This window comes from Roseibium album (assembly GCF_001404515.1).
GTDB lineage: Bacteria > Pseudomonadota > Alphaproteobacteria > Rhizobiales > Stappiaceae > Roseibium > Roseibium album.
In genome coordinates this window covers 131,429-143,407 of sequence record NZ_CXWE01000006.1, presented here as the reverse complement: position 1 = coordinate 143,407, position 11,979 = coordinate 131,429, and the positions used below count along the sequence as shown (strand labels likewise).

The 11,979-nt window shown below is 53.8% G+C and carries 15 protein-coding genes; 7 read left to right on the top strand and 8 right to left on the bottom strand.

From position 1 onward, the window contains the following. Window positions 1–18: 18 nt before the first annotated feature. The 3 genes from moaA to LA5095_RS20375 form a co-directional block, all read right to left on the bottom strand. Window positions 19–1,008 carry a GTP 3',8-cyclase MoaA gene (moaA, locus tag LA5095_RS20385; RefSeq protein WP_055118956.1) on the bottom strand — a complete coding sequence of 330 codons (990 nt, stop codon included), beginning with the start codon at window positions 1,006–1,008 and terminating at the stop codon, window positions 19–21. 212 nt (window positions 1,009–1,220) lie between these two features. Further along, complete coding sequence (locus LA5095_RS20380; RefSeq protein ID WP_055118292.1) at window positions 1,221–1,667, bottom strand: MarR family winged helix-turn-helix transcriptional regulator; 447 nt, start codon at window positions 1,665–1,667, stop codon at window positions 1,221–1,223. After that, window positions 1,660–2,766 (bottom strand): Acg family FMN-binding oxidoreductase, encoded by a 1,107-nt coding sequence (locus LA5095_RS20375; protein WP_055118954.1) that lies wholly within the window; start codon window positions 2,764–2,766, stop codon window positions 1,660–1,662. Before LA5095_RS20375 ends, LA5095_RS20380 begins: the two co-directional genes overlap by 8 nt. A gap of 151 nt (window positions 2,767–2,917) precedes the next feature. On the opposite strand from LA5095_RS20375, the gene LA5095_RS20370 reads away from it, so the two are divergent. The 6 genes from LA5095_RS20370 (at window position 2,918) to LA5095_RS20345 (ending at window position 7,000) form a co-directional block, all read left to right on the top strand. Next, the gene (locus LA5095_RS20370; RefSeq protein ID WP_055118290.1) at window positions 2,918–3,364 is read left to right on the top strand and encodes a cupin domain-containing protein; all 447 of its coding nucleotides are present in this window, start codon (window positions 2,918–2,920) and stop codon (window positions 3,362–3,364) included. Beyond that, window positions 3,361–3,702 (top strand): ArsR/SmtB family transcription factor, encoded by a 342-nt coding sequence (locus LA5095_RS20365; protein WP_055118288.1) that lies wholly within the window; start codon window positions 3,361–3,363, stop codon window positions 3,700–3,702. The genes LA5095_RS20370 and LA5095_RS20365 overlap by 4 nt, the downstream gene beginning before the upstream one ends. Continuing rightward, a complete protein-coding gene (locus LA5095_RS20360; RefSeq protein ID WP_055118286.1) occupies window positions 3,699–4,133 on the top strand; it encodes an SRPBCC family protein in 435 nt (144 codons plus the stop codon). Before LA5095_RS20365 ends, LA5095_RS20360 begins: the two co-directional genes overlap by 4 nt. Window positions 4,134–4,238: 105 nt before the next feature. After that, window positions 4,239–5,675, top strand: a complete 1,437-nt coding sequence (locus LA5095_RS20355; protein ID WP_055118284.1) for a cryptochrome/photolyase family protein — start codon at window positions 4,239–4,241, stop codon at window positions 5,673–5,675. 66 nt (window positions 5,676–5,741) lie between these two features. Beyond that, on the top strand, window positions 5,742–6,110 hold the full coding sequence (locus LA5095_RS20350) for a gamma-butyrobetaine hydroxylase family protein (protein WP_055118282.1): 369 nt from the start codon (window positions 5,742–5,744) through the stop codon (window positions 6,108–6,110). 182 nt (window positions 6,111–6,292) lie between these two features. Continuing rightward, complete coding sequence (locus tag LA5095_RS20345; RefSeq protein ID WP_055118281.1) at window positions 6,293–7,000, top strand: DNA helicase; 708 nt, start codon at window positions 6,293–6,295, stop codon at window positions 6,998–7,000. An 82-nt stretch (window positions 7,001–7,082) separates the two neighbouring features. On the opposite strand, the gene LA5095_RS20340 is transcribed toward LA5095_RS20345, so the two are convergent. Genes LA5095_RS20340 through LA5095_RS32800 form a run of 3 tightly spaced genes read right to left on the bottom strand, consistent with a single transcriptional unit; the run spans window position 7,083 to window position 8,393 of the window. After that, entirely contained in the window at window positions 7,083–7,712 is a 630-nt protein-coding gene (locus tag LA5095_RS20340) for a pyridoxamine 5'-phosphate oxidase family protein (protein WP_055118279.1), read from the bottom strand. A 40-nt stretch (window positions 7,713–7,752) separates the two neighbouring features. Further along, window positions 7,753–8,223 carry a nuclear transport factor 2 family protein gene (locus tag LA5095_RS20335; protein WP_055118277.1) on the bottom strand — a complete coding sequence of 157 codons (471 nt, stop codon included), beginning with the start codon at window positions 8,221–8,223 and terminating at the stop codon, window positions 7,753–7,755. Then, the gene (locus LA5095_RS32800; RefSeq protein ID WP_158510419.1) at window positions 8,220–8,393 is read right to left on the bottom strand and encodes a hypothetical protein; all 174 of its coding nucleotides are present in this window, start codon (window positions 8,391–8,393) and stop codon (window positions 8,220–8,222) included. Before LA5095_RS32800 ends, LA5095_RS20335 begins: the two co-directional genes overlap by 4 nt. A gap of 210 nt (window positions 8,394–8,603) precedes the next feature. Between LA5095_RS32800 and LA5095_RS20330 the strand changes: the two genes are divergently transcribed. Next, window positions 8,604–9,170, top strand: coding sequence for a TetR/AcrR family transcriptional regulator (locus LA5095_RS20330; RefSeq protein ID WP_055118275.1), 567 nt, complete (start codon window positions 8,604–8,606; stop codon window positions 9,168–9,170). A gap of 105 nt (window positions 9,171–9,275) precedes the next feature. Here LA5095_RS20330 and LA5095_RS20325 read toward each other — a convergent pair whose 3' ends face one another. Together LA5095_RS20325 and LA5095_RS20320 are read right to left on the bottom strand one after the other, a co-directional pair. Continuing rightward, entirely contained in the window at window positions 9,276–9,869 is a 594-nt protein-coding gene (locus LA5095_RS20325; RefSeq protein WP_055118273.1) for a L,D-transpeptidase, read from the bottom strand. Between the two features lie 352 nt (window positions 9,870–10,221). Then, window positions 10,222–11,883, bottom strand: coding sequence for a DUF1963 domain-containing protein (locus LA5095_RS20320; protein WP_055118271.1), 1,662 nt, complete (start codon window positions 11,881–11,883; stop codon window positions 10,222–10,224). Between the last annotated feature and the right edge of the window lie 96 nt (window positions 11,884–11,979).

Genomic DNA, 11,979 nt, shown 5'->3' with positions numbered 1-11,979 from the left:
GGCGGAGAAACCCGGGTGCTAGCCGCCGGTGACGCTCATGTGACGTGCAACGGCAGGTTGTCTGGATTTCCTGTCAATCACGAAGTCATGCCCCTTCGGTTTGCGACCGATAGCCTCGTCGATGGCATTGTTCAGAAGATCGTTGCCCTCTGAAGCACGCAGCGGTTCGCGAAGGTCTGCCATATCGTCCTGACCCAGGCACATATAGAGCTGTCCGGTGCAGGTGATGCGGACACGATTGCAACTTTCACAGAAATTATGTGTCAAAGGCGTGATAAAGCCCAACCGGCCGCCTGTTTCCTCGATCGTGACATATCGCGCCGGACCTCCTGTCTTGTACGGGATGTCCGTAAGCGTGAATTTTTCGGCGAGCCCGGCCCTTACAGTGGACAATGGGAGATACTGGTCTGTGCGGTCCCCATCGATTTCGCCAAGCGGCATGGTTTCGATAAGGGTCAGGTCATGTCCCTGTTCGTGGCACCATTGCAGCATCGGGACGATCTCGTGTTCGTTCACATCCTTGAGCGCAACCATGTTGATCTTGACCTTCAGCCCGGCATCGGTTGCGGCACGAATGCCGTCCATGACCTTGCCAAGATTGCCCCAACGGGTGACGGCCTTGAATTTCTGGGCATCAAGCGTGTCGATGGAAACATTGATCCGCCGGATCCCGCATTCGTAAAGCTCGTTCGCATAACGGGCGAGCTGCGAGCCGTTCGTCGTAATGGTCAATTCTTCGAGAGCACCACTCTCAAGATGTCGTCCGAGGCTCCGGATCAGGCTCATGATGTTCTTGCGCACCAGTGGCTCACCACCGGTCAGGCGGAGCTTACGGACACCTTTTTCGACAAATGCAGTGCAGAGACGGTCCAGCTCTTCAAGACTGAGAACCTCCCGCTTCGGGAGAAATGTCATGTCTTCCGCCATGCAATAGACACAGCGAAAATCACAGCGGTCCGTAACGGATACCCTTAAATATGTAACGGAACGGCCGAAGGGGTCGATCATCGGTGACGGTAGACCTGCAGCGTCCGAACCTTCTGAAGGAATAACAATCTTACCGTCTGTCACGCTCTGCTCTCCCACAATTTCTTCTTTATTGACCACATCATATGGCGCGACCGGAAACAATATCAATTTGTTCCGGACATTCGTTATCTGCATTCAGCCAACAGGTAAACTTGGCAGTGTATTTTTGTCAATCCGGCCGAAATTGTCCTTTAGTCCCGATTGGCGTCAAGAACAGCCCGAATGTCTGCAAGATCAGGAACGAGAGCCCGGATCTTGTCTTCGGGGTAGCGCGCGCGAAAGGCCTCGATATCGGGGTCAATCGATCTGATCGCCTCGTCTCTGAACCGGCGGCCCGCATCCGTCAGCCAGACAGTTTTGCTCCGACCGTCCTCGGGGTTCGGACGAATTTCAACAAACCCGTTTTCCGCCAACCCGTTCAGGGTGTGGGTCATAGTTGTCTTGGGCACCTGGAACGCTCTGGCAATGGCAAGTGGCGTTTGCCCGTCTCTGACCCGGATCAGATGGTTGATCACGCTGAAGTGGGGCAAGGTCAGCCCCTTTGGCAGTCGTGCTTCGAGTGCGGTACGGCTCAACTGCGCTATGATGCCGATTTCATTGAAAAAGCTGAAGAAAAGGGTTCGTGTTTCGTTATTCATTCATGATCCGTGTCGCAAGTGGCCACCGGGGAGTAGGGGGCGTCATTGGGCCGTATCCCAATCTACCCAGCATCTGAACAGTTTCTCCGGGATTGGCAAGTAACTCGTGCGCCTGACGGTAGTGCGGTTCCATCTCATCAAACTCCTGCAGGGCCTGACTGACCGGATGCAGGGCCAGGCCAAGCCGCGTCGTTTCCAGATTCAATCGAAGCCAGCGCCGGCCTGCGTCGATCTGATCTTTCCGGTTGTTTTCTGATGTTGTCAGCGCAATATAGGCCGGTGTGGCCGCCAGCATTTTCCGGTAGAGCTTTATCCCTTCCTGGAAACCGGTTGTCGTCGGGTCCAGCTGGTTTTCACGGGTCAAAATCCCTGCAAGCATGAGGCTTTCCAAAAAGGGTCCGCCCAGATCGATACCGTCGGGATCGGCGTTGATTTCGGTTTTGCCGAAGCGCATCAGGTCCACGCTTTCCTTCAGCGTGCGATGGGTGTGCATTTCCGTCAGCCATGCCTCCCAGGTGAGTGCCTTTATGCGGTCCACCTCCCCATTTTTGGTGAAAACCGTACCGTACCTGCCGAGTTCGATTGCGATTTTCTCTGGAACCGGTTTGTCCAGATACGGTTCCTTGCAGGATCGACGCGCAAGAATGTGATCAGCCAATGGGTCAACATCACCACCTTCTGCCAACTGAACCCGCGCAATCGGGTCAGCTGGGCTTTCCGGAAACAGCTCAATTTTTGCAGTCCTGTTTCGCAGGGTAGCGGCAATCGTCATCAATTCGAGAAAACAACCGAGGCCGACAAAGATCTGTCGGTGATACGGGTCGGTATGGGGAAGGTCCCGGGTCTTGTCCCGATAGAGTGTGAACTGATTGTCCTTTTCCAGATCGATCAGCCACGGTTGCCTGTTATGGGGATTGGGGGCAAGTAGCGCGTATGAGAGCGCGAAAAGTCGGGGGTCTTCATAGTCCCCTGCAGCATTCCAAGGGGCGAGCGCCTTGGAAGGCGTCCTGGTCATCGCAAATGCTCCGGCCGCTGCGCCTGTTGCGACGATAAGTCCGCCACCAAGAAGTGCCAGGGTTTTTCTGCGGGAAAGTGTCATTGAAGACTCCATTAGTACGATTTCGTACAAGTTAATACGATTTCGAACTAAAAGCAATTTCTTCTTTGAATATTAAAAGCGCACGATGCTTGAAATAACACTAAATGGTGTTATATATTATGACACCAAAAGGTGTTGTAAGGAGAGTTCGATGAAAATTGGCAAAATGTTTCAGGCAATTGCAGCCGCCATTGTGCTGGGATCAACTGCGTCAGAAGTGGTGGCTTCGGAAATCAGGTTGTCGATTCAACAGGCGCTGTCCTGGGAAACAACTGTTGAGGGTGTGGCCTTCGCACCATTGAAAGGCAATCGCTTCAAAGAAAGTTACATGGCGATGGTGCGTTTGCCGGCAGGTCTTGTCAGTCCGGTTCACATGAAAAGCGCAGGGATGTATGGCCTCGTCGTTTCCGGACAAATGGTCCACTTGTCCGGTAGCGCTCCGGATGGTGCAGAAACAGTTCTAGGGGCCGGCGACTATTATGAGATACCGGCGGGAGTGGCACATGTGAGCAAATGTGTCTCTGCGGTGGAATGTGTGACATTTCTTTACCAGGACGGGCCTTTTGATTTTCTGCCGATCGTTGAGGATCGCAAATGAATACCGGTCCTCAGGAGGTTTTCCGTGCATTGTCAGACCCGACCAGACGTCAGATTCTCTTGTTTCTGGCACAGGAGGATCTGGCGATTTCCGATATCGCCGAACGCTTTGATATCACCCGGACAGCGATCAACAAGCACTTGGCCATCCTCGAGGAAGGAGGGCTCATCAATAGCGAGGTAAGCGGACGGGAGCGTCGAAAGAGCCTCGCGCCCAAATCACTGAAGTCGGCATTTGAGTGGCTAGGGTATTTCGAACAATTCTGGGATATCAAGCTTGCCGATTTGCAGCGTGAGATTTCCAGGGACATGAAAGAAAAGAAGGAATCGGGAAAATGAGTACAACAACGATCACAAAGACCATTTTTCTGGAAGCGCCTCGCGCGGTCGTGTGGACGTTCCTGACCGAGAAGGAAAAACTGGCACGCTGGTTTCATCCGGCAGAACACGATCTCAAGGAGGGAGCAGACTACACGCTGCTTGACCATCACGGCGACATGTCCCGGATCTGTTGGGGCAAGGTGTTGGAGATGCGCCCTTACGACAGCCTGGTTTACACGTTCACAGTAAAACCCCTGAAAGGCGCCATGACCACCGTGCGATGGACGCTCGAAGACGCAGCGGGAGGAACCAGATTGACGCTAACGCATGAGGGCATTGAACAGGCCGCCGGAGAAGCCGCATTCATGATGCTCAGCGCGCTGGATGCAGGTTGGGACGTACACTTCGGCAAGTTCCGCGAGGCAGCCAAGATACCTGTAGCCGCATAGATCAGCTGCAGGAAAGCGGAAACCGGTGCCACCGGCACCGGTTGTTTTGCTGATCCATCCGCTGACTCCGACGTATTCCTTTGTGGAACAACATTTTGAGGCAGCATGACAACACTGGTTTGGTTCCGGCAGGACCTGAGGACAACGGACAATCCGGCGCTTTTTGCAGCCGCGGATAGTGGATCTGTGTTGCCCGTCTATATCCATGAAGATCCTCAACAGACAGGCGACACCCATCCCATGGGTGGAGCGAGCAAGTGGTGGCTCCATCAAAGCCTTACAGCCTTGAAACAAAAGCTGCCCGGCCTTGTATTTCTGAAAGGTGACGCGCGACACCTGATCCCGAAACTTGCCAGGGACGCTGAAGTGTCGAACGTTTTCTGGAACAGGCGCTACGAACCGCACGCGATGGAGCGGGACACGGAAATCAAGGCCGTCTTGAAGGAAGAGGGCTTCAATGGAAAAAGCTTCAAGGCATCTTTGCTCTTCGAACCCTGGGAACTGAAAACCAGGACGGGCGGACCGTTCAAGGTCTATTCTCCGTTCTGGAAGACAGCGCAGAATTTGGAAGTACCTGATGCGCTGCCGGCGCCTGAGGAGATCAGGTTTGTGGAATGTCCGCTGAGCGGCCGGTTGGAAGATTTTGACCTGCTGCCTTCCAGTCCCGACTGGGCGGCCGGCTGGGAGGACATCTGGAAACCGGGTGAAGACGGGGCTTTGAAGCGTCTGAACTCATTTTTGACAACAGGTTTGCCCGGATATGGCGAACTGAGAAATCGCCCCGACCTGCAGAACGTATCGCGTTTGTCACCTCATATTCATTTCGGCGAAGTGTCGCCGCGCCAGGTCTGGCACGAAACGCGAAAGCGTATGCTTTCCAATGCCGAAACCGGCAACGATGGCCATAAATTCCTGTCCGAAATCGCCTGGAGAGAGTTTGCGCATCATCTGCTCTATCATTTCCCCGACTTGCCAAGTTCCAACTGGCGATCGACATTTGATGCCTATCCATGGCGCGAGGAGGCAGATGACCTGAAACGCTGGCAACGGGGTGAAACGGGTTATCCGATTGTTGATGCCGGCATGCGGGAGCTTTGGCAGACCGGATACATGCACAACAGGGTGCGCATGATCGTTGCGAGCTTTCTGGTAAAGCACTTGCGTATCCATTGGCATCATGGCGAGGCCTGGTTTCGAGACACCCTTTTGGATGCCGACCTCGCCAACAACTCTGCAAGCTGGCAATGGGTGACCGGGTCCGGAGCAGATGCGGCACCTTATTTCCGTATTTTCAATCCGATCACGCAAGCGCGGAAATTCGATCCCGAAGGGCACTATGTCAGACGATGGGTACCGGCACTGAAGAATCTTGAAGCCCCCCATCTGTTTGAACCCTTTAACGCGCCGCAAGCTGCACTGGAGCGGGCAGGGGTCGTTCTTGGGAAGACCTATCCGTTGCCGATCGTTGATCATGCTGCTGCAAGGCAGGCCGCGCTCGACGGTTATGCAAGCGTGAAAGCGGCGGGTCAAAACGCCGCTTGACGGGCAAACAAGAAAACGTATCGTCGCCGTCATGCAACGATCAACAGACACCCGGACGGGACCTTGATGACCAAAGAGAGCACTCCCTGGCCAACCGAATTGCGTGTCTCCAATGACAGGAAATCCCTGTCGATCGCCTTTGATAATGGCGAGCGGCATGAGCTGTCTGCGGAATATCTGAGGGTTTGCTCACCGTCTGCCGAGGTCAAGGGACACGCACCCTCTCAAAAGAAGACAATCCCGGGCAAGAGGAATGTTGAAATCATGAAGGTCGAGCCCGTGGGAAACTACGCGGTCCGCATTCATTTTGACGACATGCACAATTCCGGCATTTTTTCCTGGCGGTACTTTCTGGATTTGGGTCAACAACCGGAAAAACACTGGGGTGTCTATCTTGAGGAGTTGCATCAAAAAGGCTTGAGCCGCGATATCTAAGTGACGGTGTTTCTGGAAATCATCTGCCAGAATCAGTTAGCATCAGCTTAGGCTCGACCCACGCCTTCTCCCTCCAAACGGAGCAGCAGCTGACCTGCAGGGTGCTTGATGTTTGAACTGCCTGATCATGCGTTCGCATAAGGAGGGACTGCGCGTTTCGCATGTGGCTCAGGAGGTCGCAAATGCATCTGTCAGCTCCAATTTTCCGTCTGAAACGCAAGGCAAGACTTCTTGCACGCCGCGAAAACATTGCGCTTAGCCGGGCTCTGGATCGTATTGCCTCAACCGAGGGGTTCCAAAGTTGGGGGCAATTGGCGAGTTTCCATCATCGGTCGCGCCCGGAGGCTGCGATTTTCTCCAGCCTCAAGCCGGGCGAAATGCTGCTTCTGGCTGCCAGACCGGGCCAGGGCAAAACGGTTCTGGGACTTCAGTTGCTGTCACAAGCGTCCGCGCAAGGCTTCAATTCCGTTTTTTTGTCTTCAGAGTTTTCCCATGACGATGTCCAGGAGACCCTGGTGCAGACCGGTGTTGGTCGGCAACGCAGCGCCGCGATTGACATCGAGCTGTCGGACAACTTGTGCGCAGAAGTGATCATTGAACGCCTGTCGGGAACGTCGGAAGAAACGATTGCGGTCGTCGATTACTTGCAGATCCTGGATCAGCGTCGTGTAGCGCCCGAACTTGCGGACCAGGTTGCTGCCTTGAGAAAACTTGCGGACACCAGCCATGTCCGTTTGGTGTTTTTGTCGCAGATCCACCGGTCCTATGATCCGTCGAAAAAGTCCTTGCCGGACGTGTCGGACATTCGGTTGCCGAATCCGGTCGATCTTTCGGTCTTTGACAAGGGGTGCTTCTTGCACAACGGTGAAATGACCCTTTGCTCGCTTTGAGCAAGGTGACAGGTAGCGAAACGACTGCTGCGGAAGCGGATGGTCCGGTCAGTGCAACGCCGTTCGTGGGGAACGATTGGCGTCACGTCGAGGATTTCAAAAACGCCTTGAGTTCAGCGTTTTCTTCTTCCAGCGCCCGAATGCGGTTGCGCATAACGTTCAGGTCAGGGGCAAGTTCGGCAAGCGTGAAGCGCTGTGGAATATGTTGCGGACAATTCCAGTCAAAGGCTTCAACTGTGAGCAAAATGACGCGCTCGGGAAGGCCCCTGTACCCCTTTTCAGTTACAGAGGCGGCAAGTGTTTCGTTTCCGGCAATCGTTTTCTGCTGAGCTTGCGCCCAGATTTTCAAGCGGGCGCGGTTCGGGTAATCCATCAGGATAATCGAAACGCGACTGTCCGAACCCAAGTTGCCGTGACTGATATATTGCCGGTTTCCACGAAAGTCCGCATAGGCGAGGGTCTTGTCGTCAAGTACTTTCAAAAAGCCGACAGGTCCGCCTCTGAATTGAACATAGGGCCATCCGCTTTCAGAAACTGTCGCCTGATAAAAGCCGTCCCGAGCCCGGATGAACTGCGCCTCGGCCGCGGTCAACCGGTCACCGCGATCGGCCGTCTCATCATCGAGCGCCGCATAACTCTCACGCGAACCTTGTTCGCTTTGTCTTTCCCTGACACCCTTGGTGAAGGCAATTTCAGTGAATGCACGGGTCATCGCACACGTTCCTTTTGAAGCGGGTTGCCACTCTCGTCTTTCAAAGCCCAAGCTCACTGAGCCCGGGATGGTCAACGGGACGCGGGCCAATTGGCCAGTGAAATTTTCGCTCACTCCCGGAAATTGCCAGGTCATTGATGCTTGCATAGCGCCGGTGCATCAGACCGTTGGCAGCGAATTCCCAGTTTTCGTTGCCATAGGAGCGAAACCAGTTCTTGTCGCTATCATGCCATTCATATGCAAAACGAACCGCGATTCTGGTGTCCTCAAACGTCCAGAGTTCTTTAATCAGGCGGTACTCGTGCTCCCTTTGCCATTTGCGTGTCAGAAATTCGATGACCTCGAGCCGGCCGACCGGAAACTCGGCGCGGTTTCTCCAGATGGTATCGGATGTGTAGGCCTGGGCGACCTTTGTGGGATTCTGTCCGTTCCAGCCATCTTCGGCTGCGCGTACCTTCTGAATTGCCGTGTCGCGTGTGAAAGGTGGCAAGGGAGGTCTTTGTTCGGTCATTGGTTCAATTCCATGGCTAGGATTTGCGGTGAAGGCGTAGGCGTCGACGCCTTCATATGCTGCGTCTCGGCGGGATCGGCGCTCAAGGCAGCTATCACCAGCAGAGCCGCGGTCGTTGCGGCACCCACGACATAAAAACCACTCGGAAATGCGGGTCTAAGTGTGAACATGCAAACTCTCCTCTGGTGAAAAGTTCCATTATGTACTGATCTGTACACTTTACATATGTACCGATCAGTTCATTAAGTCAAGTGAAGTTTGATTGATCGCCAGATCGTTCACGCGATGAAAACTACGCATTTCCCTATGAATCTCGCACCTTGTGACTTGAACGAGTACTCGTATTGAACTATGTACAAATCAGTACAGAAAGGATCGTGATGCGCCCGAGCAAACGCGACGAACTGGTCAGAAAAGCCCTGCCGATATTTTATCGGGAAGGATTTCATGCCACGGGCATGGACGCACTGGTTGCCGAAACAGGCATTTCCAAAACGACAATGTTCAAGCACTTCCGAACGAAAGATGAGCTGATACTGGCAGTGCTTCGATACCGCGATGAAACGTTCCGGAACTGGTTTTTCCGCAAGCTTGACGATACAGCCTTGCCGCCGAAAGATCGCCTCGCAGCCATATTCGACATTCTGGAGGAATGGTTCGAGGAACCCGCATTCAAGGGTTGCATGTTCATCAAGGCGTCAAGCGAGTTTCAGGATCCTGATCATCCGGCATATGCACAGTCAGCCGAGCACAAGAGACTGTTGCAAACGGCATTCAGATCAATTTGTGCGGACGCCGGTGCGCATGATCCTGATCTGCTCGCCAGACAATTGCTGATCCTGAAGGAAGGCGCGATCGTTGCAGCGCACATGGGGTTTGATCCAGAACCCGCGGCGATTGCCAAAGCAACAGCTGAACAGCTGATCGCCAATCAGATCGATGTGTGATTTGGAATAACAAAGCGAACCAGGCCGCTGGATGGTCCCTGGAACAAAAAAGAAAAAGACCGGATCAATTGACCCGGTCTTTCTAGAAGCGAGGAGGTGTTCTGTTCAGCGCTTGACGACGATCTTGGCGCCGACAGTGACACTCTTGTAAAGGTGGATGACGTCTTCGTTTGCCATCCGAATACATCCAGACGACACTTCCGAGCCAATCGTCCACGGTTCGGTCGTACCGTGAATGCGGTAGAGGGTCGAACCGATATAGAGTGCACGTGCGCCCATCGGATTGTTCGGGCCACCAGGCATGTAGCTCGGCAAGATGCGGCCCTTCCTGCGTTCGCGTGCGCGCATCTGCGCCGGCGGTGTCCAGCTCGGCCATTCGGCCTTGCGAGTCACGCGGTGCGTTCCGGCCCACTGGAAACCAGTCTTGCCGACACCCACACCGTATTTCATTGCCTTGCCATTCGGCAGGACGTGATAAAGGCGGCGCTCCGAAGTATCGATAACAATGGTGCCCGGCGTATAGGGACCCTTGTAGCTGACTTTCTTGCGCCGTACAGGTGACTTGCCACCTGGATGATACTTGGGTGTCACCCAGGTATTGGTGCTGTGGTCGAAATATCCGGCTCGCGCTGATACTTCGGCCGGTAGCAGGAACGATCCTGCCAGAATTGCAATCATCGCATAAAAATAGGTCTTCATTTCTATCCCCCTTCAGCGCCTGCCCAGTTCAAGGCGCGCTACACATCGAAGGTTACGTTAGGAAAATCTCCTTGCTGCACTATTAACAATCATGGCCTAAAAATGATTGGAAGGGAATCTCACGTTGATGTGAGCGGATTGGACTTCGATCAATTGTGCCGCATTTGCAACGCGAATAGCGCCTTAAAGGCGTTTGGAAAAATTTTTCAATCAGAGATTGCTGGAATATCGTCGTTTTTGGAACAGACCGTTAGGCATTCGTGAAATTTTGGAACAGCCGAAGGTCGGATCGAAGAATCAGAAGACGCTACTGGCTCGGGAATCAGGCGCTGAAGCGCAAATGTATGTGTGCTCAGTGACCGCCGCACGCTGCCTTGACCCTGTCGAATTCATGGTCATGCAGATCGCTTTCCTCGATCATGAAATCGAACTCACCGCCATCGCGGATGCTCATTTCCGCACCCCAGTCGTTGAACAACTGCAGCAGTAACTGTTCGGCGCTGTCATGCGGCAGGTTGAATTGCACCGAAGACAGGTGTCCGAACATCTGATGGTAACAGTTGCCTGAGCGGGCACCGGGAAATTCCGGGCACTTGATGCCATTTTCGTCTTTCAGAAAAACGGGGTGTCTGTCTGAAGCAGCGGCATACACCGCTTCGGGAACGAGCTTTGACAGGTTCGGACTTCCACCGGTTTCGGTGACCAGTCTGTGCAGGGCTCGCTCTATGTCGGCCTTCAGATAGGCGCTGTAGCGTTTGTCGGCGGCTTGTTCCAGAAAGTCGTTCAGATCTTCAATGAACGCATTGACCATTCGCTGTTCGAACTTGCTTTCCTTTAACGTCTCGGCTTGCATCTGCCAGTCTTCGAAACAGGTTTCAAATCCGGTTTCTTCCAGTTTTGCTCCGTGCCGATTCCGCAGAATTCGGCAAATGAGTGACATTCCCCTTGGTGCAAAGGGAAAGCCCGTTTCGGAATGCGGCCTCAGGACAAGGGGCTTGCCTTCGGCACGCTCCTCTTCTGTTCTGGGCTGAAACAGATGAAATTCGCAAATGTCGGCATTGTCTGTTTCCATTGTGGCGAAGGCCGCTGTCAGCTGTGCCGTAAGATGGTGTTTGTGAGCCGAATCATATCCCTCTGGGGAGGCAAAAGGCAGAGCTGCGCTCTCCGGCATGGTTTCGACTTTCGCAAAATTCAGCGGCCATTCCGGAAATACCCTGGTCTTCTCATCGCCCGGGAGGCCGAAAAGCAGGTCGAAATGATAGTTGCCGTCCTTAATGGGCGGCAGGTTTTTCGGGAAGGCTGTCGCAGTGCCGGAGTACTCTGCATCATAAAGAACTTGCATGTCGTTTTGGGGGGCGACATCCGGTTCAGCCCATGTGAGGCTCTCATCGAACCGGCCAAAAAAGAGCAACAATCCCGTTTCTGGAATACCTTCCGGGCGCCAGGGAAGGTCTGCAAGATCTATCTGAGCAAGGAAATGCAGCGGCAGGCCGGCCTTCACGTGACCAGCGGCTCCGGGCGCTTTTGGCCAAGGGACATTTTTGGGAAGACTCGGTAAGCCGCCAACCTTGCTGCGACCGTGTTTCTCGCGATGCGGCGGGTAAGGACGAAAGGCATAAACCGCGTTGCGGGCAAAATGCTCCCGCAGGCTGTCAAAGGACGCGTCCGGGTCGCCTTCTGAAACAGACACCAGCTCCGGAACGATGTCTTTTCTGACGGCGGAGGCAGGTTCCTCGCATACGGTGCTGACCCTGGATTGCTCTTTCGTCAGGACCTGCTGAACACGTTCGTCGTTGATATCATGGGGTTCCGCGTGCTGCTCCCGGTTGGACTTGGTCGGCAGCACCGAAGCAGTCGCTTCAAAGATCTGCCGGAACAGTGGCCAGAGTACCATGCAGGCAACGCTGCCCAGAATCGCAACCAGAAACAGAAAATGCAGACCAGAAAAGCCGAGCTTCTGACTACCATACGCAAGAATGACAAGAACCAGCAGGTATAGTGCGAATTTTACCATGTAAACATCTATGATGTTGAGATTTCACTCACATTTGTTGCCTGCATGGAATAAAGATCCGGTAAAGTTTTTAAGACAAATACAAACTGGTGGGCA